The 25,647-nt window shown below is 54.7% G+C and carries 30 protein-coding genes and 2 pseudogenes; 15 read left to right on the forward strand and 17 right to left on the reverse strand.

Features of this window, described 5'->3' with window-relative positions:
* Positions 1–390 precede the first annotated feature (390 nt).
* From ACQZ51_RS17750 to ACQZ51_RS17770, 5 genes and pseudogenes are all read right to left on the reverse strand, one after another.
* Positions 391–1,038, reverse strand: coding sequence for an HAD family hydrolase (locus tag ACQZ51_RS17750; RefSeq protein ID WP_448779234.1), 648 nt, complete (start codon positions 1,036–1,038; stop codon positions 391–393).
* 685 nt (positions 1,039–1,723) lie between these two features.
* Positions 1,724–2,336 (reverse strand): annotated as a pseudogene (locus ACQZ51_RS17755) (tyrosine-type recombinase/integrase).
* 401 nt (positions 2,337–2,737) lie between these two features.
* Positions 2,738–2,941 (reverse strand): DUF4287 domain-containing protein, encoded by a 204-nt coding sequence (locus tag ACQZ51_RS17760; protein WP_448779236.1) that lies wholly within the window; start codon positions 2,939–2,941, stop codon positions 2,738–2,740.
* Between the two features lie 845 nt (positions 2,942–3,786).
* Positions 3,787–4,392, reverse strand: coding sequence for a DUF6985 domain-containing protein (locus ACQZ51_RS17765; protein ID WP_448779238.1), 606 nt, complete (start codon positions 4,390–4,392; stop codon positions 3,787–3,789).
* A gap of 282 nt (positions 4,393–4,674) precedes the next feature.
* Positions 4,675–5,208, reverse strand: coding sequence for an SMI1/KNR4 family protein (locus tag ACQZ51_RS17770; protein ID WP_448779239.1), 534 nt, complete (start codon positions 5,206–5,208; stop codon positions 4,675–4,677).
* A 306-nt stretch (positions 5,209–5,514) separates the two neighbouring features.
* Here ACQZ51_RS17770 and ACQZ51_RS17775 point away from each other — a divergent pair, with 306 nt between their 5' ends.
* Entirely contained in the window at positions 5,515–5,808 is a 294-nt protein-coding gene (locus ACQZ51_RS17775) for a hypothetical protein (protein WP_448779241.1), read from the forward strand.
* An 843-nt stretch (positions 5,809–6,651) separates the two neighbouring features.
* On the opposite strand, the gene ACQZ51_RS17780 is transcribed toward ACQZ51_RS17775, so the two are convergent.
* Positions 6,652–6,993, reverse strand: coding sequence for a hypothetical protein (locus ACQZ51_RS17780; protein ID WP_448779243.1), 342 nt, complete (start codon positions 6,991–6,993; stop codon positions 6,652–6,654).
* Positions 6,994–7,089: 96 nt separating this feature from the next.
* The gene (locus tag ACQZ51_RS17785; protein WP_448779245.1) at positions 7,090–7,602 is read right to left on the reverse strand and encodes a hypothetical protein; all 513 of its coding nucleotides are present in this window, start codon (positions 7,600–7,602) and stop codon (positions 7,090–7,092) included.
* 248 nt (positions 7,603–7,850) lie between these two features.
* Between ACQZ51_RS17785 and ACQZ51_RS17790 the strand changes: the two genes are divergently transcribed.
* From ACQZ51_RS17790 to ACQZ51_RS17805, 4 genes and pseudogenes are all read left to right on the forward strand, one after another.
* A complete protein-coding gene (locus ACQZ51_RS17790) occupies positions 7,851–8,102 on the forward strand; it encodes a hypothetical protein (RefSeq protein WP_448779247.1) in 252 nt (83 codons plus the stop codon).
* 81 nt (positions 8,103–8,183) lie between these two features.
* The gene (locus ACQZ51_RS17795) at positions 8,184–8,918 is read left to right on the forward strand and encodes a hypothetical protein (protein WP_448779249.1); all 735 of its coding nucleotides are present in this window, start codon (positions 8,184–8,186) and stop codon (positions 8,916–8,918) included.
* 48 nt (positions 8,919–8,966) lie between these two features.
* Positions 8,967–9,446: a hypothetical protein gene (locus tag ACQZ51_RS17800; protein ID WP_448779250.1), complete on the forward strand. Its 480-nt coding sequence runs from the start codon at positions 8,967–8,969 to the stop codon at positions 9,444–9,446.
* Positions 9,447–9,509: 63 nt separating this feature from the next.
* Positions 9,510–9,692, forward strand: a pseudogene (locus tag ACQZ51_RS17805) (hypothetical protein); the annotation flags it as partial.
* 58 nt (positions 9,693–9,750) lie between these two features.
* On the opposite strand, the gene ACQZ51_RS17810 reads toward ACQZ51_RS17805, so the two are convergent.
* Together ACQZ51_RS17810 and ACQZ51_RS17815 are read right to left on the reverse strand one after the other, a co-directional pair.
* Complete coding sequence (locus tag ACQZ51_RS17810; protein ID WP_448779252.1) at positions 9,751–10,371, reverse strand: tyrosine-type recombinase/integrase; 621 nt, start codon at positions 10,369–10,371, stop codon at positions 9,751–9,753.
* Between the two features lie 95 nt (positions 10,372–10,466).
* On the reverse strand, positions 10,467–10,931 hold the full coding sequence (locus tag ACQZ51_RS17815) for a GNAT family N-acetyltransferase (RefSeq protein ID WP_448779254.1): 465 nt from the start codon (positions 10,929–10,931) through the stop codon (positions 10,467–10,469).
* Between the two features lie 175 nt (positions 10,932–11,106).
* On the opposite strand from ACQZ51_RS17815, the gene ACQZ51_RS17820 reads away from it, so the two are divergent.
* The 6 genes from ACQZ51_RS17820 to ACQZ51_RS17845 all read left to right on the forward strand — a co-directional run bounded on the left by ACQZ51_RS17820 (position 11,107) and on the right by ACQZ51_RS17845 (position 15,740).
* A complete protein-coding gene (locus tag ACQZ51_RS17820) occupies positions 11,107–11,637 on the forward strand; it encodes a sigma-70 family RNA polymerase sigma factor (RefSeq protein WP_448779255.1) in 531 nt (176 codons plus the stop codon).
* Complete coding sequence (locus ACQZ51_RS17825; protein WP_448779257.1) at positions 11,630–12,397, forward strand: anti-sigma factor family protein; 768 nt, start codon at positions 11,630–11,632, stop codon at positions 12,395–12,397. The genes ACQZ51_RS17820 and ACQZ51_RS17825 overlap by 8 nt, the downstream gene beginning before the upstream one ends.
* 19 nt (positions 12,398–12,416) lie before the next feature.
* On the forward strand, positions 12,417–13,133 hold the full coding sequence (locus tag ACQZ51_RS17830; RefSeq protein ID WP_448779259.1) for a Bax inhibitor-1/YccA family protein: 717 nt from the start codon (positions 12,417–12,419) through the stop codon (positions 13,131–13,133).
* Between the two features lie 25 nt (positions 13,134–13,158).
* On the forward strand, positions 13,159–13,758 hold the full coding sequence (locus ACQZ51_RS17835; protein ID WP_448779261.1) for a DUF2076 domain-containing protein: 600 nt from the start codon (positions 13,159–13,161) through the stop codon (positions 13,756–13,758).
* A gap of 153 nt (positions 13,759–13,911) precedes the next feature.
* The gene (locus tag ACQZ51_RS17840) at positions 13,912–15,489 is read left to right on the forward strand and encodes a TerC family protein (RefSeq protein ID WP_448779606.1); all 1,578 of its coding nucleotides are present in this window, start codon (positions 13,912–13,914) and stop codon (positions 15,487–15,489) included.
* Between the two features lie 59 nt (positions 15,490–15,548).
* On the forward strand, positions 15,549–15,740 hold the full coding sequence (locus ACQZ51_RS17845; protein ID WP_448779263.1) for a CsbD family protein: 192 nt from the start codon (positions 15,549–15,551) through the stop codon (positions 15,738–15,740).
* 76 nt (positions 15,741–15,816) lie between these two features.
* On the opposite strand, the gene ACQZ51_RS17850 is transcribed toward ACQZ51_RS17845, so the two are convergent.
* Positions 15,817–16,113: a hypothetical protein gene (locus ACQZ51_RS17850; protein ID WP_448779264.1), complete on the reverse strand. Its 297-nt coding sequence runs from the start codon at positions 16,111–16,113 to the stop codon at positions 15,817–15,819.
* Positions 16,114–16,362: 249 nt separating this feature from the next.
* On the opposite strand from ACQZ51_RS17850, the gene ACQZ51_RS17855 reads away from it, so the two are divergent.
* Complete coding sequence (locus ACQZ51_RS17855; protein ID WP_448779266.1) at positions 16,363–16,854, forward strand: GyrI-like domain-containing protein; 492 nt, start codon at positions 16,363–16,365, stop codon at positions 16,852–16,854.
* A gap of 97 nt (positions 16,855–16,951) precedes the next feature.
* On the opposite strand, the gene ACQZ51_RS17860 is transcribed toward ACQZ51_RS17855, so the two are convergent.
* The 4 genes from ACQZ51_RS17860 to ACQZ51_RS17875 all read right to left on the reverse strand — a co-directional run bounded on the left by ACQZ51_RS17860 (position 16,952) and on the right by ACQZ51_RS17875 (position 19,632).
* On the reverse strand, positions 16,952–17,377 hold the full coding sequence (locus ACQZ51_RS17860) for a VOC family protein (RefSeq protein ID WP_060642114.1): 426 nt from the start codon (positions 17,375–17,377) through the stop codon (positions 16,952–16,954).
* A 265-nt stretch (positions 17,378–17,642) separates the two neighbouring features.
* The gene (locus ACQZ51_RS17865; protein ID WP_448779268.1) at positions 17,643–18,389 is read right to left on the reverse strand and encodes an SDR family oxidoreductase; all 747 of its coding nucleotides are present in this window, start codon (positions 18,387–18,389) and stop codon (positions 17,643–17,645) included.
* 54 nt (positions 18,390–18,443) lie between these two features.
* Positions 18,444–18,878, reverse strand: coding sequence for a MarR family winged helix-turn-helix transcriptional regulator (locus ACQZ51_RS17870; protein WP_448779270.1), 435 nt, complete (start codon positions 18,876–18,878; stop codon positions 18,444–18,446).
* A gap of 133 nt (positions 18,879–19,011) precedes the next feature.
* Positions 19,012–19,632: a tyrosine-type recombinase/integrase gene (locus tag ACQZ51_RS17875; RefSeq protein WP_311273771.1), complete on the reverse strand. Its 621-nt coding sequence runs from the start codon at positions 19,630–19,632 to the stop codon at positions 19,012–19,014.
* Between the two features lie 461 nt (positions 19,633–20,093).
* Here ACQZ51_RS17875 and ACQZ51_RS17880 point away from each other — a divergent pair, with 461 nt between their 5' ends.
* On the forward strand, positions 20,094–20,675 hold the full coding sequence (locus ACQZ51_RS17880; protein WP_448779272.1) for an LOG family protein: 582 nt from the start codon (positions 20,094–20,096) through the stop codon (positions 20,673–20,675).
* Here the strand turns inward: ACQZ51_RS17880 and ACQZ51_RS17885 are convergent.
* Complete coding sequence (locus tag ACQZ51_RS17885) at positions 20,672–20,959, reverse strand: hypothetical protein (protein ID WP_448779273.1); 288 nt, start codon at positions 20,957–20,959, stop codon at positions 20,672–20,674. The genes ACQZ51_RS17880 and ACQZ51_RS17885 overlap by 4 nt on opposite strands.
* A gap of 133 nt (positions 20,960–21,092) precedes the next feature.
* Between ACQZ51_RS17885 and ACQZ51_RS17890 the strand changes: the two genes are divergently transcribed.
* Positions 21,093–21,482, forward strand: a complete 390-nt coding sequence (locus ACQZ51_RS17890) for an ACT domain-containing protein (RefSeq protein WP_448779275.1) — start codon at positions 21,093–21,095, stop codon at positions 21,480–21,482.
* The gene (locus ACQZ51_RS17895) at positions 21,475–22,098 is read left to right on the forward strand and encodes an alpha/beta fold hydrolase (protein ID WP_448779276.1); all 624 of its coding nucleotides are present in this window, start codon (positions 21,475–21,477) and stop codon (positions 22,096–22,098) included. Before ACQZ51_RS17890 ends, ACQZ51_RS17895 begins: the two co-directional genes overlap by 8 nt.
* A gap of 371 nt (positions 22,099–22,469) precedes the next feature.
* On the opposite strand, the gene ACQZ51_RS17900 is transcribed toward ACQZ51_RS17895, so the two are convergent.
* Positions 22,470–23,351 carry an XdhC family protein gene (locus tag ACQZ51_RS17900; RefSeq protein WP_448779607.1) on the reverse strand — a complete coding sequence of 294 codons (882 nt, stop codon included), beginning with the start codon at positions 23,349–23,351 and terminating at the stop codon, positions 22,470–22,472.
* A gap of 99 nt (positions 23,352–23,450) precedes the next feature.
* Positions 23,451–25,646, reverse strand: a complete 2,196-nt coding sequence (paoC, locus tag ACQZ51_RS17905) for an aldehyde oxidoreductase molybdenum-binding subunit PaoC (RefSeq protein ID WP_448779278.1) — start codon at positions 25,644–25,646, stop codon at positions 23,451–23,453.
* Position 25,647 lies beyond the last annotated feature (1 nt).

Raw genomic sequence — 25,647 nt, forward strand, 5'->3', positions numbered from 1 at the left:
CTAGAGCAACTGAAAGAGATGACTGCAACGCTCCAGATGCAAATAACTTGCCGGATCGCTCCAGCAAATTGTCAATCTCTTTACGAATTGCGGTGTCGATCTGTGGCTTCCGCATCAGCATCTCCGGCGTGAAGAGAAAATATAATAGAGCATCTCCCCATCACCGCAATGACGCGATTTGCGCGAAGCGGATGGCGGTCATTGGGCCGTAACTGACAATAAATGTCATATAGCCGCAACGGGGCCGTGCTTTACAACCGTCGTGATGCACCAAGATGATCTGCCTGTGACCGATGCACTGATTCGTCAGCTCTTAGAGAGGCACACGCCTCAGTGGACTAACTTGCCTCTGGATCGAGTCACGTCTTTCTAAGCGGTCATCAGAGCACCTCAGGCGAGGATGCTTGAGACGACCCTGTCGATATTCGCGTCGGGCCAATGCTCAGCGTGGCTTAGCCCAGGCGGCAGATCGTACCCGACGAAATAGCTTTTGGACGCTAGGTTGAGCATGGGGATATCGCCCCAAGAATCACCTGTGGCCGCGAGCGCATTCGGGCCGAGGTTCAGTTCAGACAAAAGAGCCTCAAGATAGCTCGCTTTGTCCTCAGGCCAAAAATGCTGGACCGTGTCGTCGGCCTGCCATCCGGTACCAACAGCGTAATCCGCCTCCAGTTCGGCAGCGAGCCAATCGACCGCGAATGCCCAAGTTATGGAAACGAGAGCTGTTTTGATCCCAGCTTTCTTCAGACGGGCAAATCCGTCTTTTACGCCGGGCGCGAGCCGCAGCTCCATCAGATGCCTGGTCAGATTCTCCTTACCGAAAGGCAGATACCATTGAAGCATTGTATCGCGACCAGCGATAATCTCCTCGCGAGATCGCAGCAGTTCGAAGGCGTCCATCTCGTTTGAGCGACCAATATTCCGAGCGATACATCCGCAGATGTTTTCGCCGCGTAGCAGTGTGCCATCGACATCAAAGGCGGCTAATGTAATACCGGTAATTGTGGGTCCCCTCTCGACGCTCGAACCGTCGCCCATGGTAAGCAGAGACACGGTTTAACGCAACGACCGCTTCTGGCGGATACTGTTGAAAAACTCCAGCAGGCGGTTTTTCCTTCGGGCCCACTGAAATAATATTGCGCATGCCACGCTTCCCAGCACGTCAGGCGCAATGTGGTTTCATCTCTGCCGCACCGTCAGAAAACTATACCTGACGATCCGGACAAGGCGCGCCTTTACCGATGCCCAGGGGAGTTTTTCAACGGTATCGGCGCAACGCGGCCAAGGCAGCAATTGACCCATTGCGGACCTCTCTTGATCGCTAGAATCTTACCGTCACAGTATAGCTATCGGCTACTCAGGTGTATTACGGTCTGTTTGCAGGAGGTGGATCGTATGAAGGACAAGCTACAGACGTGGTGCCTCATAATCGGGGTGAGTATGTTTGGCCCAGCCTTATTGGGCTTACCGGTCAGATGGCTTTTCGAGGGAGAAATTACCCGCAGGCACAGTACTCTCGTGCGAGCCACTGACAGCCCAGTTATCTTTTACGTGATAGTTATCGTCGCCATCTATGCGGGGATAAAGGCGACACAGATTAGCTGGGTTCTTGGCCGTCTTTTTTACAAAAATTCAAGGCGGCGAACTGACAACCCGCATTGACTGCTAATGGCGCGAGGGAGACCATCGGCGAACGCCGATGGTCAGACGTCTACAGCTCAATCTACTCAGCGATTCTCAGAGCGTCATCCACCTCGACGCCAAGGTAGCGAACTGTGCTTTCGAGCTTCGTGTGACCGAGGAGAATTTGGACGGCTCGCAGGTTACCTATCTTTTTGTAAATCTGCGCTGCCTTGGTTCGCCTCATGGAGTGGGTGCCATAGGCATTAGCGTCAAGCCCGACCGACGCGACCCAGCGGTGGACAATCCGGGCATATTGCCCCGTGGACAAATGATGCGACATCTTCCGACGGCTTGGAAACAGATAGCTGCCGCCATTCCTCCGAACGAAGGGGAGCCACGCCAGGAGCGCGATCTTGGTCTGTTCGGTGACCTCGAACTGCACGGGCCGCTTCGTTTTCTTTTGGATAATGGTGGCTGGCTCGATCTCGGATCGAACTACCGGACCATAAGTCTTCAACCTCCAGCTTGACGAGGTCACAAGCGCGAAGCTTGCTGTCGACGGCGAGGTCGAAGAGCGCCAATTCCCGTATCGCGCCGCTCATCTCCAGTCGAACGCGGATCGACCACACGTTCTTCGGCTGCAGTGGGCGCTTCTGTCCCACCAAAATTCCCTTGTTCCATGGATATCGATTATGCAGTACGGCGGTGTCCATGCCAAAGCCTCCGCCACTCCTCCCACCGCGTCGCCTCCGTCAGGCGGCCGGACTATAGCACGCTTGTCGCTGTGTGGCCCATTGTGGACATATGAGTTGTTTCAAGCAAAAGTTGAGCTAAGGTCTTCCAAGTCAACTGGCATTTAAATTTGGAGACCAAATGAAAAAACATCTGCCAAGTGTTTTAGGCGGCATCGCCGCTGGCCTATCATCGTCGTTTGCAGGTGCTTTCGACTCCCCATTTTGGGTGCTATGCATTGCGGCCGGATGCGGAGCTTTCGCGGGAACATACCTCGGGCAGAAGCTCGCTGGCTAAAGGAATCCATCAAGGGCACAATGTCCGCAGTTGGCGCATCTGCGCCATGAAAGCCATTGGCCCGAAGCGGTCAATATTTTCGTGACTACTCGCGCAGCGTATCAGCCACCAGCGCGTTGGCATGACCATGGCCCATGCCATGCTCTTGCTTTAACCAAGTGACGAGTTCCATGTGCTTTTTTCCGCTTTGTCCGCGAATGAGGTCTTTCCAATATCCAATTGGATGACCGTACTTGGTCTCGATAGACGGAAAATAAGTAGCAGGACCCCTTACAGAATCTGTTGCCATGTCACTCCTCCAGAACACCAGGGGCCAAGGATAACACGACCGGAAGCATTGTCACCATCGACGGCCACATCTCGAAATCCGACGAACCGTCTCGGCTGCTTTTGGCCCGAGCGGTCGTTGCCGACTTCTGGACATACCTCAAACCAAGTAGTCTTCTGCATTAGGTGGCGCTATCGGAGAGACTCATGACTACATGCTCGACGACTAATGGACTTAGGCAAGCAATACAGGCAGGCAATTTATTTGTAGCGCTCTGTGCAGGTGATGAGATTAACATTGTTTGTCGACGTCTGTCAGCAGCCACCGAATTTCTTATTGCCCTGGATTACGTATTTCGACCGTTGCCATCGCCGCCTTACGAGGCGGAAAAAGTTGAAGGCCATTACTTCATCCTCCCTGTTTCAGATGATGCAATGAAAGCGTCACAGCTAATGGTTTTACGAGATCACGGCGTACCTTTTTCCGAGGGAAAGGAGTGGAGCCCCTGCGAAGTATTCGAGTACCTTCGAGACGATCTTGGTTTAGCGGAGGGCGGGTACTGGGCAATCGGATGGTCGAAGCCCGACAATTTCAGAGTAAGCTGGAGGGGCTTGGACTGCAGACGACCACCTAGATAAGGCTCACGCGGTGATGCGATAAGGCACACAGAAAGGTCCAATAGCTCACGAGAAGCTGGTAAACAGCTACCCTTCATTTGGGAATGTTATGTCCGCTGTTGGCGCGCTGTCGCCGTAATCCCAAATTTCGCAACAACGCCTTGAACTGGTTTTTCAGCCCATCCGCTTTGAAGGGCCCAGGACAGGGTCAACCGCAATGCAAACAAGTTGGGTGCTGTACGTTCAAAGCTAACTCCGCCCTTCGGCATGGCGAAGGGCAATCCAAGGCAGGTTTGGTACGTCTCCAGCGCCCCACTCCACGACATCCGTGCCGTGGAACATTATGCCATAGCCGTTCTCCGTATCCCAACTGCAGGCAAGCTCGACACCAAAATAAGGAGGCTTTCCTACCACGTCTGGTAGCGCGATGTGGAGAAGGCTGACTCTAGGGCGCAACTGTGCTTCTTCCCATGTCTCATTAATGGCCTCGTCGGTCACGCCGTCAATCCCCTTCTGAATGTTGATAAGCTCATCAAGCGAGGATCGAATAGTAGCGATGATCGCCTGTTCCACTTCTGCGTCGTTATCGATCAGCCACCGCGCTGCTGCGATCATGTTCGAACTGGGCACGTCACCCGTACCGTCGCCGTTCTCCAAGATGACCGGCACTTCTCCCGGCTCAGCGAACTCGGCGTTGCCACGTCCGAGATGGGGTAGAGCGACAAGCGAGTGTTGAAACGTTGAAGTCAAAGGCATTGGTAGCGCTGTGACCCAAGCCCCCTTGCCGCCGTAGAGCGTAGGTAAACCATCGATTTTGTAGGGCTTATCTTTAGGCGAAAGCTTGTCGAGGCGCATGAGACCCATCTTCAACTGAACTGGCTTCGCGTGCGAACATTGCACGCCAGACAGAGCGTGCCAAGCCGCTCACCGCGCCGAGCAGCCAACACGGATCGAAGACATCATCAATGTGCATGCGGCCAACGACCGCACTTGGCGCTTTTGGCCCAAAGCGGACGTAGGCCGTCGCAAAAATTGGCCGCGAAACTCTGACTTTTGCGACTGAGTTCTGCGACAGAAATTCCCTTTTGATTTCAGCGGCGGCCAATCTGTCGTGAAAGTTAGGATTTGTGCGACATCCTAGAGGAAATCCGGCGTCAGCCCGTCCAGAAACCCCTGAAAGTCATCGGCCACTACACCAATCTGATCCCAGCCGTATCCCGTATCGCCAAAGGTCTTCGCCCTGATGACAATGTAGAGCACCCGGCCATAGGTCTCCTTGTTCAGATCGACTAGGCAATGACCATAACCGTCATCGAATGTGAAAGGGTAGACATGCTCCGGCAGACGTGGCCCCGAATTGTTGTAGATCGGATCCATATAGCGCTGATAGGTCTCCAGAATGTAGGGCGGCCCTGAGATCGATCCTACATCAGCTTTTTTTGATTTTCTGTCGGTGAACATCACCTTCGTCTTGAAAGCATATATCTTCCTGTTCTGTAAGGCTCTGGAGCCATATCGAAGGCAATAATCCTTGTAGCTTGGCGGCAGAACTACTCCCTGTGACCGCTCGAATTCTTCCAGATCGGTCTGGGTGATAGGTTTTTCCGGCCGTCCCATCTCGTCTGGTTTCTCAAGGAGGCTCTGAAGTTCGGCTGGTAACGTCAGTTGCATTCTCCGTCGTCCTCCTTGTTGCGAAAATCCCGATTAACGCGGCACTTGTTTTACTGACTTCTGCGACGTCGCAGAATAGGGAGTTTTGCGACAGCCGCAATGACCGCGGTTGGCGCAACGCAGCCAGGGCGGCAGTTGGCGCATTACTGCCAAGGTTGCCTTTGGCCCTCAGCGGTCATTCAGGTCCGAACCTAATCTGTATTGAAATGGTAGCTAACATTTCCGATCCCGCTTGCTTTGAATTGCGTGCTGATTCTTTTTTACGCATTTTTACCTTAGACAAATACCAAACTAACGGAGAACATCATGCGACTGGAGAACTACCTTGAAGGATCAGAATTAAAAAACGTTGAGTTCAACGAAGATTCCATATCCCTTGCGTTTGATGATAATTCCGGAATGACCATCTATTCCAACGTAACCGTTGACATAAAATTCACCGGGAAGCCGCTGATGTTTTCTAGTTTTCAAGAATTTGAGGAAAGATTTGAACTGATATTTTCACCGAATTCCCTCGTTAGCATTTCTCGCACTCCGGCCAAAAATAGCCCTGAAATATTTGTATACCGTTCTGCCTCTGGTCAGTACGTCATTGATTGAAAGGGAATCCGCCAAGGGGCAATGACCGCTGTTGGCGCAACGCTGCCAAGGCAAGTCGGCCCAAAACAGCCCTCAGCAGAAGTGGTCAGAAGAGGGCCTTGCTGGATCAAAAACGACAAGCGAGGCACTCCAATCCTTCTTGGTAAAGATATTCCGCTTTCCAATAATGCGGATCATTCAACTCATTGTAAGTTAAGCCTGATGAAAGTGCATGTGTCGTTATGAACGGAAGTGACAACATCACAAACAACCTGCATTTTGGCGGCCAATTGGCGACCTCTACGATTTCGTTTCCTCGTGCTACTTCTAATCGAAGAATGGATTGAAGCTCGGGTACCATCACCGGGAGTTTTTCAGACACGTTTGTATCTCCGAAATTTTGCCTAGGTGTTAGAGTTCGTCTCGACCCCATTCTGCCTACGTACGAAAATCCACCTGAGACGAGAAATGCGTGACGTAGCGACACTACGCGGACACGATTGCATCGGCAGTGTCCGGTGTTGGCGCATTGCCGCCAAGGCTGCATTTAGCCCTGACCGGACTGTGAAGTTGCTCAGCCAAATGGGGTAGCTGTTGGACATGCTTCGTTACTTTATCATCCTGGCAGCAGCAACGTCAGTTCAGCCCGCTTCAGCATCGGAAACTAAAACCGCGTTGCATCCTGCCCCACTAGAGTATCTATGTGCGGAGCAAGACCACGTCGTAGCGATTTGGCAAAATCAGAACGTGATCTGGGCGGTTGAGCTTGAGAGAAAGCCACCGACCCTCACTGTGAATCGGAGGCAGTGGTTGGGAATCTCGGCCAATCATCAGTCTAGTATAGCCCTGGCCTCATACTGTCGCCTAGGAGCAGCCGACGGCGCGGCTGAGATGCAAGTGGTTGACACGGGGGGAAGCCTCTTTGGCGTAGTACGTGAAGGAAAGTGGAAGAACCGCCTGACTGGTGAATAAACCCATGATGCTGCGGCTTGGTTGCCGTAACCGCTTCTGGCGCAGGGCGGCCACCGGCTCGCGCCGTTGGTCTGGAAGCTTTACTTCGTTCTGCTCTGCAATCCGTAACGCGTCATCCACCTCGACGCCAAGGTATCGCACGGTGCTTTCGAGCTTGGTGTGTCCGAGCAAGATTTGCACCGCACGGAGATTGCCTGTCTTCTTGTAAATCTGGGCCGCTTTGGTTCTTCTCATGTGCGTTCCTTAGGCATTGGTTCCACTCCGATAGAAGCGCCGCGGAGTTGAAGACGTGAGTCGGCCTTGGAGCGGATCGATGTGAAGGTTGCTTTTTCATTTTTCTGTTTTCGAGAATTTCTCCGCGTCTGTTCTACGAATATACACAGTCTCACCAGCCGCCGCTAAAAGAGCGCTGTCCACCACCCCCAGCACATGGTAGCGAATGACGAGTGGTGTGGGCCCCATAATCGGAGAGCTTTGACCGGTCGGGTGGACAAGCGTGATGAAGTCGCCCGGATTGATTGACAGGTGTTGTGACAGGTTCGCACTGACGAACCCGCCTTCGCCGAGCCTGAACTTATCCAGCGCTCCATCGATGATGGAACTTGAAAGAGCCTTGAGCACAGGAATGTTGTCGGGATCGATACCCAGGATCAAAACCCCACTACTTCCTCCTGCTGTTGTGGCTAGAGCTTGCCCCTCTATGACAGAACCGGCTGGCTGTCTGCTGTGTGCGGATTCCGAACCCATTGCAAGATTTGGCAAACAAAACGCGAGGCAAAGTGCATATGAGGAAAAGTGAAGTTTAAAAATGTGCCGCAATGTCGGGCCTGTCGGATCGGCCAAGATGAGGTCCTCCGTAATGAGGTAGCCGGGAAGTGAATGAGTAGCTTCTTATCGAGCGCAGCAAAATCTATTTTTCGTAGAGCGCCTTTGTCCCAAGATGGTTGAAAGACAATAGGTAAATGACACCAAACTTCAAGAGTATCCGCTCATAGCGCATTGCCGCCAAGGCTGCATTTGGCCCATTGCAGCCATCCCGGTGGCTGATTATCGTCGTCTTCCGAGGAAGACAATAGACCGGAGCGATTCAATTGAGCTACAAAATTGCGATAACCTCAGACACGGCATATGAAGAATTAGTTGCTGAAATCCTCTTCGACAATGGCGAACTGGTGGTGGTGAGCCAGGAGCGATCTTCGGATCAGTTTGAGGTGAGCATTTATTCTCGCTATCGGGACAGCGATCCCGCCACTGCTCCTCTCGTCATCGATTTCGAGACGTTTTCCGATGCGTTAGCGGATGCGAAGCAGAAGTTGATTTCCTTCTGCCCTCGACGGGCCTAGCGCCCTTGACGCAAAGCGGGATTGACCATGGCTGGTGACCACCAACGCTGTTCAAAGCGAAACTGATAAATAGGATTGCCTGTGCCTGACACCCTCAATTTACGTCAAAAGCTTGACGTTGCGTACGATGCGTTTGCTCGATACCGCCGTCCACTGGTTCTTAACGCTTTGCCGCTGCGCGATCCAGAAATGCTCCTGAAGCAACTGACCGCCAAGCCTATAAGGCTTCTCGACCTTGGAGATGTTCAAGAATATGCATCTGCAGCATTAACGACCGTCGGTACCGTCGAGGATTACAAGCACTTCCTGCCACGGCTCCTTGACCTTGCAACGGAGTCTGGTGTCGTTGAGCCTGAAATGATTGCTCTGAAGCTGAAGTCGGCAGAATGGCGGGCTTGGCCGAAAAACGAGCAGCAATCCCTCGAAGAGATTTTCGTCCTCGCCTGCGTGGATGCTTTCAAGCAGCATACGGATGATTACCTTGCGGGTAAGTGGCTCGTGAGCCTTGCGATACTGAACATCGACCTTGGTCGCTTGCGGACCGACGTCCTCGCATCAAATGATGACTGTTGCGCCCTCCAAATCGCTGACCTACTGCTATCAGACAACCTTTTTGCCAGCGATCCATCCGAGCGAGCCTATTGGGAGAATGTGCCCCAGACGACTGTGAACGAAACGCGTTCCTGGCTGCTCAGCGAGCAAACACGGTCGTTGCTCCTATCCGTGAGCCTTCGGACACGCTCGGAGGATGGTTGGCTTCTTGAAAAAGCGATAGCTAGACAAGAAGAGCTAGGCCGTGAACCCATAAAAGGTTGATCATTGCGTAAGGTAAAAATCGTCATGCAATTCGACTATTCTTCTTGAATGCTAAAATTTGGAGAACAACAGCTCGGTGAAGGCTGGGTGGACGAGCCCAATGCGCCAGAGCCTCAGGTCTTGGTCGCGGACTCCTCGGTTAACGTCTGTTTCCGCGCCCATAGGCTCGTCAAAGAAAAGAAGCGGTCGATTACTACCGGTTGGGTGACCCCACTTTCGAAGGCCGCTCCGCAGCTTGATGAGACATGGGGCACGCTAAGCTTCATTGGTTGCACCCGATGGCGATGGGACAGCACCAACGATCACGAATGGTATAAGGCGGATGGCCACGGTCGCTACAGTCGCATCGCTCCCCACTGGGGTAAATTCTATGAGATAACTGGCCCCGACCCCACCCGCGATGCCGTGCCTTGGGAAACAATCCGGGCGGACGCTGCTAACTCAAGACATTTTCTCTATTATTTTCGCGACGAGACGCTTGAATTCATGGCAGAGAGTTGGTCGTTCAACCTGAACCTAAAATTATAGTTTTGAGTTTGGATGGAGTTGAGCCTTTTCCGAAGAAGACCACTGGTGTTTAGCCCTTAGCGATATAGAAAGCGGAACCTGTTCGAACGCTTCTTTAGTAAGCTAAAATGTTACCGACGGATCACAACTCGCTATGACAAGTTGAGTATGACGTTTCTTGCTGTGACTGAACTGGCTTGCGTACGTGTGATCCTCCGCCATAACGAGTCCAGGGCCAAGTTCGACAGCGCTTCATTGACCGGCTGACTCGGATGTCCGGTGTTGGCGCGAGGGAGACCATCGGCGAGCGCCGATGGTCAGAATTCTACAGCTCAATCTGCTCCGCAATTCTAAGGGCGTCATCCACCTCGACGCCAAGGTAGCGAACCGTGCTTTCGAGCTTCGTGTGACCGAGGAGAATTTGGACGGCTCGCAGGTTACCTGTCTTCTTGTAAATCTGCGCTGCCTTGGTTCGCCTCATGGAGTGGGTGCCATAGGCACTAGCGTCAAGCCCGACGGACGCGACCCAGCGGTGGACAATCCGAGCATATTGCCTCGTGGACAAATGATGTGACATCTTCCTACCGCTTGGAAATAGATAGCTGCCGCCATTCCTCCGAACGAAAGGGAGCCACGCCACGAGCGCGATCTTGGTCTGTTCGGTGACCTCGAACTGCACGGGCCGCTTCGTCTTCTTTTGGATGATGGTGGCTCGATCTCGGATCGAACTACCGGACCATAAGTCCTCAACCTTCAGCTTGACGAGGTCACAAGCGCGAAGCTTGCTGTCGATGGCGAGGTTGAAGAGCGCCAGTTCCCGGATCGCGCCGCTCATCTCCAGTCGAACGGGGATCGACCACACGTATTTCGGCTGCAGTGGGCGCTTCTGTCCCACCAGGATTCCCTTGTTGCATAGATATCGGTTACGCAGTACGGCGGTGTCCATGCCAAAGCCTCCGCCACTCCTCCCACCGCGTCGCCTCCGTTAGGCAGCCGGACTATAGCACGCTTGTCGCTGTGTGGCCCAAAGACGTCACACTGCTACGATTTGTGAGAGAGGCGGTGAACTATTTCGCCGTCCAAAACGATTTTTTCACTCTCCGCCACGCCAGCGCTTGCCAACGCATTCTCCCAAAATGCCGTTCCTGCTTCGTTTTTCGACATCACACTAAGCTCCCAGATGCCGGAACGGTTGCGAAGGAGGCTGGCAAAAGCTTGTTTTCCGACCCCCGCGCCCCGAAACTCCGGCAGCACATAGAACTCAGCAACAGCGAAATCAGTACCGTTACCTGAAGGCGACCAAGTGTTTACGAGCGCAAACCCAGCGGTGCGTTCGCCAATGGCAATGATGTAGGGCCAGCGGTCCCGGTCTACCCAGTAGGTATCAAAGAAACGGTATTCGCGGTCCACCTCGCCATACTGGCTTAGCTCGCCAAGATAAGCAGAGAGCATTTCCCAAACCTGAGGTTTCTCAGCTTCGCTTGCTGGGTGAAGTTTAATTTCCAAGATACCCTCATAAAGGCGACGGATGAGCGTAGAATCCATAAAATTGGGATGACTGCAATTGGCGCATCGTCGTCGTGACAGCGTCTGGCCCTAAGCGGACATCATCAAAACAAGGCCATCCAATTTTCTTCAGTACTTTTGGAATAAAAGCGCCTTGAGTTCCGTATACTAAATCATGGACCCGAAGAACCGACCGTTTGACGTTATTGGACAGCTTTCGAGCTTGAGGCGCTATGCGCGTTCGCTTGTACGGAGCACCAGCGATGCCGACGACCTCGTTCAGGACGCGCTTGTCAAAGCATACGAACGCCAGCGCACCTTCAAAAGCGATGGAAACCTGCGTCATTGGCTTCTTTCCATCCTGCACAACACGCATATCGACCGCCACAGATCAGCCTCCGCACGCCAGCGCAGTGATGATATCGTTTCGTCAGATGCCGCACTCTCCTATCCAGCGCCCCAGGAACAGAGCGCGTACCTATCACAGGTCAAGGATGCTTTCATGCGCCTGCCTGACGAACAGCGTGAAGCTCTCCATCTGGTGGCCATCGAAGACCTGTCTTACCAGGAAGCTGCCGAGACGCTCGGCATTCCAGTTGGCACCTTGATGTCACGAGTATCTCGCGCCCGAGCAGCGTTGCGTTCCGGCGAGATGCCAAACCAGCCCCGCAACCATCTTAAAATCGTAGGAGGCGGCCATGACTGAGCACGACCCCGTACAAGACTTCGATCTCGAGGCCTATGTCGACAACCAGCTCGATCCGGCAGGTCGTTTGCGTGTCGAAAAACACTTGGCCAATGATCCTTCAGCAGCCGCGAAAGTTATGGCCGATCTTGCGACGCGAGGCGCACTGCGATTGGCTCTTCAGCGAGAAGAACAAGCACCGCGGCCTCTGAAGGATGCTGCTCATCGTCTGTCCGATGGGCTTTCACGTAAGCGCATGTGGTCGAACCTTCAGCGCGTTGCGGCCATCGGTATTCTGGTGACCACGGGATGGATCGCCAATTCCATCATAGGTCCGTTCGCCGCAACGGATGTTGTCGCATCGGTTCATCCGCCTGCTTTCGTCGAACAGGCTATCAAGGCGCACCAGACAACGCTCATTCGTGCTGCCATGCCGTCACAGCCAGAAGTCAAAGACTTCGACCCGGAAGACATCCGGTCAGCGACGGCTATCACCATGCCAAAATTACCAGACGACTGGGAGGTCGTGGATGTTCAGGTTTTCCCATCCGACTTTGGCCCCAGTGTCGAGATGAGCATCGTGACGCAGGAGGGCACGCGCATGTCCCTGTTTGCCGTGCGACCGGGGACATTCACGGTCAAGCCCGTCATCAACGTCAACATCGCCAGTTCCGAGGCCGCCTACTGGCAGATCGGCGAGATCGCCTATGCTCTCGTCGCAAGCGCACCGGATACGGGGCTGGCAGACGAGGCCGAACTTCTCACGAAATCGTACTTCTAAAACAGACACAGGAGCATTCATGTACAACAACGAACGGCGCTTCGGCGCAACCACGCTCCAATCCGGAGCAGCCTTTGACGAGGGCCTGCGCCAGCACATGCTGCGCATCTACAACTACATGGGTCTTGGCCTTGTGGTTACCGGCCTTGTCGCACTCATCGTCGGCAGCACGCCTGCGCTCTACGTGCCGATTTTCTCCACGCCTCTCAAGTGGGTCGTGATGCTGGCACCACTGGCATTCGTCCTCTTCTTCACTTTCAAGATGCAGACCATGTCGGCGTCTGCGGCACAGATGACCTTCTGGGCGTTTTGCGCCGTCATGGGGCTTTCACTGGCATCGGTGTTCCTGGTTTTCACAGGGGCCAGCATTGCCCGGACCTTCTTCATTACGGCCACGATGTTCGGAGCCACCAGCCTCTATGGTTACGTGACGAAACGTGATCTTTCCAAGTTCGGGTCATTCCTGATGATGGGTCTGATCGGGGTCGTCATCGCCTCGGTCGTCAACATTTTCCTTGGCTCCAGCGCCCTGCAGTTTGCGATTTCGCTCATCGGTATCGTGGTGTTCGTCGGTCTGACGGCTTACGATACGCAGAATATCAAGGAGCAGTATGGCGAACATGCCGATCACGAATCCCAGCAGAAAATGGCGGTCTTCGGTGCTCTCTCACTCTACCTGAACTTCATCAACATCTTCCAGCTTCTGCTGAACTTCACCGGAGATCGTGAAGAGTAATATCGACCGTATAGGAGTGCATGACATGGATAGAAACGATCAACAGGCTATCGAGAACCTTTTTGGCAAACTGGCAAAGGTTGAAAGCCAGGTGCCCGAGCGGGACGGAGACGCCGAGCGCTTTATCAGGGATCGGATCAACTCCCAGCCTGGCGCTCCCTACTACATGGCACAGACCATTGTTGTTCAGGAGCAGGCTCTGGAAAAGGCGCAGCAGCGCATTGCTGAACTGGAAGCACATAGTACTCAGGGAACTCAGGGTACTCAAAGCCCACAAGCTGCCCCGTCTCAGCGCGGCGGCGTGTTTTCCTCCATGTTTGGCAGCAACGCTGCGCCAGACAGAACGACTGGTGCATCGGCTGCGGAGCGTCCTTCTCCCTGGGGTCAACGATCCAACGCACAGCCTGCCCAGCAGCGTGGCGGCGGTGGCGGTGGATTTCTGGCTGGAGCCGCGCAGACAGCGGTGGGCGTTGCTGGCGGCATGATGCTCGGCAATGCCCTCATGGGCATGTTCGGCGCAGATGAAGCACAGGCAGCAACGCCAGCGCCTGAAGCTCCTGCCGAAGCCCCCGCCGAGGATGTCGATGACGGCGGTGATCTCGGCATGGATGACATGGAATTCTAGTCTTTGAACTCTAGCATTGACGGTCGCCTCGACGGAGGCGGCCGTCACCCTTTCTGCGCCCTTCCAGCATGTAACGCGCCGCCGCTCCTGGCGGTGTCCTTGATTTTTCCAGTAGAAGGAAATGCCGCCTGAAACGGTCGGCTTTTGACAATGATGATATTTGAATGGATGTCCGACCCAGCCGCTTGGGCGGGCCTTGCCACCCTGATCGTCCTCGAAATCGTGTTGGGGATCGACAACCTCGTCTTCATTGCCATCCTCGCAGACAAGCTTCCGGAACATCAGCGCGAGAAAGCCCGCCTGATCGGTCTCGGTCTCGCCCTCGGCATGCGGCTTATCCTGCTGGCCTCCATTGCCTGGATCGTCTCGCTGACCGCGCCCTTGTTCACCGTGCTGGGCGTCGAAATCTCAGGACGTGACCTCATTCTCATCTTCGGCGGTGTCTTCCTATTGTTCAAGGGAACGATGGAACTGCACGAGCGTCTGGAAGGCCATACCGAGCGCAAGGATGGCCCGATTGAGCACGCCATTTTCTGGCAGGTTCTCGTGCAGATCGTGGTTCTCGACGCCGTCTTTTCGCTCGACAGCGTCATCACCGCCGTCGGCATGGTCCAGCATCTTTCCGTCATGATGATCGGTGTCATTGTCGCCATGGGCGTGATGGTGGCAGCCTCCAAGCCATTGATGGCCTTCGTGTCGAAACATCCGACCGTCGTCATTCTGTGCCTGGGCTTCCTGATGATGATCGGCTTCTCGCTGATCGTTGAAGGCCTCGGTTTCCATATACCAAAGGGCTACCTCTACGCGGCCATCGGTTTCTCTGTCCTGATCGAAGCATTCAACCAGGTCGGACGTCGCAACCGCGAGCGGTTCGTGACCACGGGCGACATGAGAGAGCGGACGGCAAACGCAGTGCTGTCATTGCTCGGCCGCCGTCGTGGAGAGCCGCAGCTCGGTGAAACGGCAGACCTGATCGCCGAGCGTGCGACCGAGGGCGAGCTGTTCACCACGGTCGAACATGAAATGATCGAAAGCGTTCTCACGCTGGCGGACCGCCCGGCCAAATCCGTCATGACACCGCGACTGGATATCGACTGGCTTGACATAGACGACAGTGACGAAGAGCTTCGGCGCAAAGTGATCGAGATGGGGCATTCCCGCTTCCCGGTTGCCCGTGGCAGCCTCGACGAATTCCTCGGCGTGGCACTTACCAAAGACCTGCTTCGCGACTTTATCGAAGACGGCAAGTTCGATTTCACCAAGTCGTTGCGCCAGCCGCTTGTCGTCCACGAAAGCATCAACGCGCTAAGATTGCTTGAGCAGCTTCGCAAATCACCCCTGCAGGTAGCCATGGTGCTCGACGAGTTCGGTTCGGTAGAGGGTATGGTCACACCCACCGATCTGCTGGAAGCCATCGCAGGCGAATTTGCCGATGATGACGAAGATCAGTTGGCCGTCGAACGAGGCGAGGACGGCTCGCTTCTGGTCGATGGCTGGATCGATATCCGCCATGTTTCGAAGCTCCTGGATATCGATCTTGTCGATGACACGGATCGCTACTCCACGCTTGCAGGTCTGATCCTCTGGCGGCTTGGACACATGCCTGCTGTCGGAGAAAAGGTGGCATTCGGAGGGCTCGTCTACGAAGTGATGGCGCTTGACGGGCATACCATCGACAAGGTCAGGATTGGCAAAGTCGAAGACGTCAACAAAGTTTCCGAGGAACCATAACGCGCCATAACCCGTTGTTTTACCAATCGAGCAATGCAGCTCATATAAGGAGAACGATAATGGGTAGCACCATGGACAAGGTTAAAGGCACGGCCAACGAAGTTGCTGGCGAAGCGCGTCAGGCAGTAGGCGACGCTACCGACAACCACGAGATGGAAGCCAAGGGCGCAGCCCAGGAAGCCAAGGGCCACACACAGCAGGCCAAGGGCGAAGCGAAAGAAAAAGTGAAAGACGTTGTCGACCGTGCATAATGGTCACGTCTAATTCTCAAAAAGGCTCCGGACTTGTTCGGGGCCTTTTTTGATTCCGCGTCGTGGCTTATTCGGATCATCCGATGACCTGAGCGATGGCGACCACCATCAGGACGGGTCCGACCGTAACTTCGGGCCCTCGGGAGATTGTCTCCAGCAGTCCGGGTCTCCCATTCATCAGTGCCACCAATCGCTCGCGATAGACGACGGATAGCAGGGCGACCACGGACAACGTGATCCCGATCCCAACCGTGATCGCGACGGCGAAAAGAACGCCTACGACCGTCACGTCCTGGACCGCTGCAAAGTTCGAAGCCGCCGTTGCCGGAAACAATGGATGGTTCTGGCGCAATCGCAAGAGCGCTCCGGTCACCGTGACTCTGAAGACCAAAGGCGCATACAGCGAAATCAGGCGGATGCTGTGAGCTTACCCTCTGAGGGAATGAACGATTGGTGTCTCGAAAGCGCGATGTCCGCTCTTGGCGCTTCTGCGCCATGACGGCCGTCGGCCCGAAACGGACCTCGAAAATGCCGTAAGTGGTGCCCCAACAAAAACTAAGGAGCAGGCCTGTCGAAGTCGTTGTATTCTGTACGTCTTAAACAAGAACAACAGGAGAGGCCAATGCTAACGATGCCCGAAATGGTCGAACGCGAACCACAGCGTTATGTCGCTGTTCGTCTGCCAGTTGTGATCCCTTTCGACGAAGACGTCGATCCAGCTTTCGATGAACTTTTCGATGCTTTCGCGCGAGCGGGAGTTGCACCAGACGGTGTCGAGTTCATCAAGTTCAACCTAATTGATATGCCGCGTCTCGAGATTGAAACAGGTATGACCACAGATGGGTCAATTCCACTTTCGGGCCGTCTGGTCGAAGGCGTCCTGCCTGGAGGACGATATGTCCGAATGACCTACAATGGCCCCTATAAAGGACTATATGATGCTACTGCCATGCTCGTCGGATGGGCAAAGGAGAAGGGCTTAGTATGGGACTCATCGAGCACAGAGGCTGGAGAGCTGTTCGCGTGCCGGCTCGAGGTCCACGATAACAATCCTTCAGTTGAAACTGATCCAAGCAAGCTGATAACAACGTTGCTGTTCAAGCTGGCAGACTGATTAGGAAATTGGAGTATGGCGGCTGTCGGCCTGAAGCGGACAAGCCGAAGCAGGTTCAAGCGTCCAACTTCCGGTGTTGGCGCACCGTTCAAAAAGCTCAGTCTGCTGGAGGGAGCAGATGAGGATTCCAAACCACATCCCACAAATGTCCGTCGGGATCACGGAAGTAGCCAGCGTAGCCGCCGTAGAAGGTGGACACGGGGCGTTTCACGATCTCGGCTCCGGCCCGCTCAGCGGCAGCCATCACCTCCTCGACCTCTTCCATCGTTGACACATTGTGGCCAATGGTGAAGGACGTGGAGCTAGGCGGCTGTAAGGGCAACCCAGTGTCGTGAGCAACGTCGCTCTGCGACCAAAGCGCCAGCTTTAAACCTCCACCCAGATCAAAGAACGCAACCGTGCCATGTTCGAACTCTTGTCCGATGATCCCTTCAGTCGGCAGCCCGAGACCATCGCGGTAGAATGAAACCGATTTTTCCAGGTCGGAAACGCCTAGCGTCAACACTGATATTCTAGCTTTCATACCCATACTCCTACTCTCGGCGCGCGCACCATGCTCATGCCGTCGTAGTCTTGGGCCGCTAGATAGGAGCGGAAGGACCCACATCGTGGGGGTCGGGCCAACCTTCCCGAGCCTAACCTGTTTTAGACAGAACCAAGCTAGCTTCCTGTGGCTCCATCGTCAAGCACGACCGCTTGTGGCGCGATGCGGAAGCCAGCGTGCGATCCGGAGGAGACATCGAGATGCGAAACCGGTGGGCCCTCATCCCATAATCGCTGAATGCGTATCACCAACTCTTTTGCAAAAGTTCGCCTGATGGAGCGCAAGCGTAGAAACCTGCTGTGGGTCCATATGCGTGGGTCGTTGCTAGAGCGAATGCAGGACGCGCGCCATCTTCGGGTGAGTGCCCCGCTCCGTTGCCTGTCATATCGGTCGATGTCAGGCCGGGGTCCACCGCGTTGACTTTGATCCCTTCCCGATCCAGTTCCTTCGCGAGCTTTACGGTCAACATGTTCAGCGCAGTCTTGGAGGCGCAGTATCCGCCAAAACCGACCGCCCATGTTTCGCTGCGCATGTCCAGGGCGTCTGTCAGCGAACTCAGTCCGCTGCTCATCATGACAATCCGGGCCGCTTTCGATTTGCGCAACAACGGCAAGAAGCCTTGAGTGACGCGCATTACCCCGAATACGTTCGTGTTGAACATCCGCTGCATCTCATCGATTGACTCCTCGGCAAGAGAGGGAGGCGGACCGAACATGAGCCCGGCATTGTTGACCAAAACGTCGAGGCGCCCCACCTCACTCTCGACGGTTTTGGCGGCGCTGGAAACGCTCGCATCGTCTGTGACATCGAGTTGCAATGCACGGGCGTCGATCCCGTCTCCTCGCAGTTCGCGAGCTGCTAACTCCCCCCGTGAGATATCTCGGCAACCCAGCCAGACCGTGTGTCCGGCTACGCCAAGCTGCCGCGCGATGGCGAACCCAATTCCCTTGTTTGCTCCCGTGACGAGCGCAGTGGGCGATGTGTGAGTCATGATAAAGTCCCTGACCATTTCGATGCCAAAGGCATACTACGAAATTCGTATTATTCAACCTTCGTATTTTGCGATTTGTTGGGTTAGCCTCAGAAATTCGGTTTGGTCAACGGGATCGAGGGCTTGAAGCATTGCTTTGCAGGAGGCTCGATATCCGTCGACATAGCCTGCAACCGCTTCCTTTCCCTTGCTTGTGATCGTGAGAGCCACCGACCTGCGGTTTGCCTCTGGCCGCTGCCGTTCAATCATGTCCCGACGGACCAGCCGGTCGGCCGAAGACGACATTGTCGTCAGCGCGACCTTAAGGTGCCGGGCAACATCCCCCAGGTTACACTCGGGATGCTCATCGATAAAAAGTAGCGCCTGAATGTCGAGGGGGTTGAGCGAGTTTTGCATGACTGCCGCTGCCTCCGCAACCTTGAAACGACGGGTAAAGCGCTCAAAGGCGGTAGCCAGTTTTTCTATCTGTTCGGGCGTAGGTTCTATCATTCCTGGTATTAAGCATTTCTGCTCGGAAGACGTAAGTCATATAGCCTGGAATAGGCATTCCTTGAATTTATGCGATGACCGCTAATGGCGCGAAAGAGGCTATCGGCTCGTGCCGATGGCCACGAGCCGATAGCTATAGCTCAATCTGCTCCGCAATTCTAAGGGCGTCGTCGACTTCGACGCCAAGGTAACGGACGGTGCTTTCCAGCTTGGTATGGCCGAGCAAAATCTGGACGGCTCGAAGGTTGCCCGTCTTCTTGTAAATCTGCGCTGCCTTGGTTCGCCTCATGGGGTGGGTGCCATAGGCGTTGGCGTCAAGCCCGACGGACGCGACCCAGCGGTGGACAATCCGGGCATATTGCCTCGTGGACAAATGATGCGACATCTTCCGACGGCTTGGAAACAGATAGCTGCCGCCATTCCTCCGAACGAAAGGGAGCCACGCCAAGAGCGCGATCTTGGTCTGTTCGGTGACCTTGAACTGCACAGGCCGCTTCGTCTTCTTTTGGATAATGATGGCTCGGTATCGGATCGAACTACCGGACCATAAGTCCTCAACCTTCAGCTTGACGAGGTCACAAGCGCGAAGCTTGCTGTCGATGGCGAGGTTGAAGAGCGCCAGTTCCCGGATCGCGCCGCTCATCTCCAGTCGAACGGGGATCGACCACACGTATTTCGGCTGCAGTGGGCGCTTCTGTCCCACCAGGATTCCCTTGTTCCATAGATATCGATTATGCAGTACGGCGGTGTCCATGCCAAAGCCTCCGCCCCTCCTCCCACCACGTCGCCTCCGTCAGGCGGCCGGACTATAGCACGCTTGTCGCTGTGTGGCCCATTGTGGACATATGAGTTGTTTCAAGCAAAAGTTGAGCTGAGCTCTTCCAAGTCAACTGGCATTTAAATTTGGTGATCAAATGAAAAAACATCTGCCAAGTGTTATAGGCGGCATCGCCGCTGGCCGATCATCGTCGTTTGCAGGCGCTTTCGACGCCCCATTTTGGGTTTTATGCATTGCGGCGGGATGCGGAGCTTTCGCGGGAACCTACCTCGGGCAGACGCTCGCTGGCTAAAGGAATCCATCAAGGGCACAATGTCCGCAGTTGGGCCCGAAGCGGTCCTCATGCACACACACTCACTGCCATTCAATCCTATCGTCAGGTTCGACATCGTGTTAGGACCCAGTTTTCATGCCTTGAACAAGGCTAGGGGGACGACGTGCAACGAATTTGTGTGTTTTGTGGTTCAAGCTCTGGACCCACAGATCAGTATCTTGCCGCAGCCACGGGCCTTGGCACTCTGCTCGCAGACAAGGGCATTGGACTTGTATACGGCGGCGCGGCTGTGGGTTTGATGGGAGCTGTGGCTGATGCAGCGATGAAGGCAGGCGGCGAGGTAATCGGGGTAATACCCAAGGCTTTGGTTGATAGAGAAGTTGCTCATACGGGGCTAAAGGACTTACGCGTCGTTAGCTCTATGCACGAGCGAAAAGCATTGATGGCTGAGCTGTCAGACGCATTCATCGCGATGCCCGGTGGCATAGGAACATTTGAAGAGATTTTCGAGGTCTGGACATGGACGCAACTTGGGAGTCACGCCAAGCCGTGCGCATTGCTCAACGTCGGAGGCTTCTACGATCAGTTGTTGGGCTTTCTAGATCACGTCGTGAATGAGTCGTTCATGAAGTCTGTTCACCGCGATATGTTGCTTGTCGAAAATGATCCTATGTCTCTGCTAGCAAGACTTGAAACGTTCGTTGTTCCCTCCGAAACAAAGTGGATTGGAAAAAGTGAACGCTAGAAGGGTTGGCAACGCCGCCAAGGCAGTAGTTGGCCCAAAGCAGTCCGTTCGATCATTTCCCAACGCACCTGCCGGTCGGCCGAACAGGACATTGTCGTCAGGGCGATCTGAAGGTGCCGGGCGACATTCCCCAGGTCACACTTCTGATGTTCATCGATGAAAAGAAGCGCCTGAATGTCGAGGGCGTTGAGCGAGTTCTGCATGACTGTCGCTGCCTCAGCGACCTTGAAGCGACGGGTAAAGCGTTCAAACGCTATGGCGAGTTTTTCGATCTGTTCGGGCATAGGTTCTCTTGGCTTCACCAAAAGCGTGATGTACTCTCGCCTGCATATCATCTTGGAAGATGAAGCTCCCGCCAGACGCAAATACTTGTAATTCGGGAATGTCCTTCTTCAGTCAAACTGTGGAGGGACTCTTGTGAGCCTAAATTTGAGAATTCGTTTTGTCCCAGGTCGCTATGCCGTTTCGCGTATAGAGGCAAAAGAGGATGTTCCCGCTTGGCTAAGCGGCCCAGGTTTCAAGGCCGTCATAGATTCAGATGACGAGTTAACTCTCGTCTGCCTTGAGGAACGCGTGCCGAGGGGGATCACAGCCGAGACGGGCTGGGCTTGCCTACGCACTATTGGCCCTTTCCCGTTCGACGCGGCTGGCATCGTTAAGTCCCTCATCACTCCGCTTTCTGACAACGGAATTGGTGTGTTCGTTATTTGCACGTTCGACGGAGAACATGTGTTGATCCCTGCAAGCGAGACGGACAGCGCAAAGCGTTTCCTCGAAATCGCCGGACACACGGTGGAAAATGACTAGAACACTTTTTCTTCCGGGGGCAGTCGGCAGCGCGGCATTTTGGAAGCCGGTGGCCAGGCACATGGAGCTGGATGGTCTATTTTTCGATTGGCCTGGACTTGGTGATGAACCGGCCCGAACTGATGTCGGCAATATCGATGATCTTGTAACGATAGTATTGGATCGCATGAACGAACCGGTCAACATCGTCGCTCAATCGATGGGCGGCCTCGTTGCCATCAAAGCAGCATTGGCGGCACCTCAAAAGATAGTCCGTCTCGTATTGACAGTCACCTCCGCTGGCGTGCCTGTTACGGACCTTGGCGGATCGGACTGGCGTTCTGATTATTTTCAAGCATTCCCAAACACGGCGCGTTGGATCGCAGAGCCGGTGGCCGACCTTTCTCATCAGATAACCTCAATTGAAGCGCCGACGCTCTTACTCTGGGGCGACATTGATCCAATTAGCCCGGTTGCTGTAGGCAAGCGATTACAAGCTCTCCTTCCAGACGCAGACCTTCACGTCATTCCCGGTGCGGATCACGATCTGGCGCGGACGCATGCTGGCTATGCTGCCGAACTTATAGAACGACATCTGACTGTAACTCCCAAAAACACCTTAAAGGGAAACGGCTGATTTTAAGGCATAAAGCCAAGGCCACAAACGCCGTTGCGACAAGCTTGTTGTCGCGAAAATCCCGATTTATGCGGGAGTTCTTTTCCTGACTTTTACAAAGCCGCAGAATTGGCAGTTCTGCGACACCCGGAATGTCTCTTATTGGCGCCCAGCGGAACACCGCAATTGACTCCAGGCGGCTTCAACCTTGAGTGCGAGGCACTTTTTTTGATCAATGTCTTTTCAATAACTCTGCTCTGCAAGGATATCAAAAGAAGGCGCACTGTTAAGCAGTCAATGAAACGCAAGAACACCAGAGATCTACTTGACCACGAGTTTATCGCCATTTGGAAGACCGTACATCAGGCGCGACTGACTACATTCCGAAAATCTCATGGATATCTCTGTGAACGCTTCTTCGCGACGTCAGCTAGCACAGAAAGTCCGAGTGTCGCTGAATCTCGGGCTGGCCCGAAAATTCCAATCGGCGCATTGATACGGTCAATCTCACAAGCAGTGTAGCCGGACTCGGAAAGACGTTCGATGCGCCGGCGATGTGTATTCAAGCTGCCCAAAGCGCCGATGTAAAAAGCGGAAGATTTCAAAGCAATATCTAGAACTTTGGTTTCTTGATCAAGGTCGTGATGAAGGAGAATAAATGCAGTGTAAGCATCTATGTGTTGAGCCAACTCAGCCGTGTGCTCATTTTGCTCACATAGAAGCACCTCATAGCCTGAAGCGACTGCGATTTTTTGTACGCTTTGCGTTTCGCTCTTTTGCCCAGAAGCAATGATGCGGGTGACTGGTCGATAGAGAAGATAGACATTCCCGTCTTTCACTCCTGCACGTTCAGGCGGCTCAACGGATATCAGCGCCTGTCGTTCGGGCTCATATTTCAATCCCGCAGATTTGCGCTGCGCCAGGCTTTGAAGCACATGCTCGATAATATCGACCGATCGCAACACATGAATAGCGATCGTGATGCCACCCCCGCACGGGAGCACGATATCGAGAAATGGGGAACCGTCGCCGAAGGACACCATGCGGTCAGATCGCGTCTCCATGGCTAAAAGGGCTTCGGCGGCAACCGCCGCTTCGACACATCCGCCTGACACATAACCGGAGAAACGACCATTTGCGGCTACCACCACGTGCGATCCAAGCGCGCGAGCTGCTCCCCCTCTGATGTCAACGAGTGTGGCAAGCGCAACTTGTCCTTCTCGGTAAGCTTGGACGGCGAACCGAAGAATGTCGCGAGGATCGTCACTCGACATCGCCCTCACGGGGGTTGGAAGCAATTTCCTAAAAACATCGACCACGAAAGAATCCCTTCAGGGAAGACGGCAGACCCCCAAGGCCTGCCGTCAGATGCGCTACGCCACATCCGGAAGGCCATCGAGCAGCTTCTCGAGCGTGACAGGATAATGGCGAACTCTAACACCGCTTGCATTGTGGATGGCATTGGCTATCGCTGCTGAGACACCGCACAAGCCGAGTTCGCCGATGCCCTTCGCCTTCATCGGCGATGACATCGGATCGGTCTCGTTAAGGAATATAACCTCTTGATGAGGCACATCGGCATGAACTGCGACTTCGTAACCGGCAAGATCATGGTTGACGAAGAAGCCGCGGCGCGCATCAACTGCAAGCTCCTCCGACAGCGCTCCGCCTACGCCCATGGTCATCGCACCGATGACCTGGCTGCGGGCAGTGACCGGATTGAGAATTCGCCCGGCAGCACAAACCGCCAGCATACGGCGGATCCTGGTCTCACCAGTTGCGACATCTACGCCGACCTCGACGAAATGCGCGCCAAATGTCGATTGCTGATGCGTCTCGGTAAGGTTGCCCCACTGCATCGTATCCTCTGCCACAAGTCCCTCGGGACCAGCAGCCTCGGCAAGCGACACCGACCGGCTCCCCGACCGAACCTGACCATTTTCGAAGACCACGTCTTCAGCCTTCAAGCCGAGCTTCTGAATGATGGCGTCGCGCAGCTTCACGCATGCGGCGTAGACACCAGACGTCGAAGAGTTGGCACCAAACTGTCCACCAGAACCAGCCGACACGGGAAAGCGGGAGTCGCCCAGTTGCACACCCACCTTGTCGATGGTGACGCCCATCATCTCGGCTGCAGTCTGCGCAATGATGGTGTAACTGCCGGTTCCAATGTCTGTCATGTCGGTCTCGACCGTCACAATGCCCTGATTGTCAAGCCGGACCCGTGCACCGGATGGCAGTACCATATTGTTGCGAAAGGCAGCGGCGACACCCATGCCGATCAGCCAGTTGCCTTCGCGCCGCGATCCGGGCGCGCCGCGTTTGTCCCAACCGAAGCGCTCGGCGCCAAGCTTCAGACAGCCGACAAGGTCGCGATGGGAAAAGGGCCGCTCGGGATTTTCCGGATCGACCTGCGTGTCATTGATGATCCTGAACTCGATCGGATCGATCCCGAGCTTTTCCGCCATCTCATCCATCGCAACCTCAAGAGCCATAAGACCCGGCGCTTCACCTGGCGCTCGCATGGCATTACCCTCTGGCAGATCAAGCGTTGCCAACCGCATCGCGGTCATGCGATTTTCGCCAGCATAAAGCAGCCGTGTCTGTAGCACGGCCGCCTCTAGCTGCCCGCCAGCCTGATCACCAGACCAGCTCTCATGCCCGATGGCTGTTATTCGTCCATCGCTCTGTGCACCAATGCGGACGCGCTGAATAGTAGCCGGACGATGGGTCGTGTTGTTGATGACAAACGGGCGCGGCAATGCAACCTTGACCGGCCGTCTGGCAGCCTTTGCACCAAAGGCTGCGAGTACCGCATCTGCGCGCAGGAACAGCTTGCCGCCAAAACCTCCACCAATGAATGGCGACATCAGGTGGATCCTCTCCTTGTCGATATCGAGCGTCGTCGCAAGGTCGGAGCGCCACCAGTCGATCATCTGGCTCGATGTCCAAAGTGACAGATCATCGCCATCCCACGCAGCGATGGACGCATGCGGTTCCATCATGGCGTGGGACTGATCAGGCGTGGTGTAGGTCTCTTCGCAGGTCACAGCGGCTGCCTTGAAAGCAGCGTCGAAGTCGCCGGCACTGGAATCGGGATCACCTGTTTCGGGTTTCGTCGCTGCATCCATGGCCTTGCCTAGCTCGAAGCTCCCCTGCTCCTCGCTGTAATCGACCTTAACGAGAGCTGCCGCCGCGCGCGCCTGCTCGAACGTCTCGGCTACAACGACCGCGACCGCCTGATGATAATGCTGAATCTGACGACCGCCAAAGAGCCTCACCGTGTTGAACTTGCCCTTAGTCCGCTCACCGACATCAAGGGCAGTGACCACTGCGATGACACCCGGCGCCTTTTGGGCGATGCTCGTATCGATGGATTTGATCGAACCCTTGGCTATCGCTGAACCGACAGGATAGCCGTATGCGTATCGAGTATTTGGATCGTGCCATTCATATGCGTAGATAGCTTGGCCGGTCGCTTTAAGTTGCCCGTCAATGCGAAGAATTGGCTGGCCCACAACCTTCAATCTATCAATCGGATTTGTGCCCGCTGGTTTATCGAACTGCATG

Source organism: Agrobacterium sp. CG674, assembly GCF_053521645.1.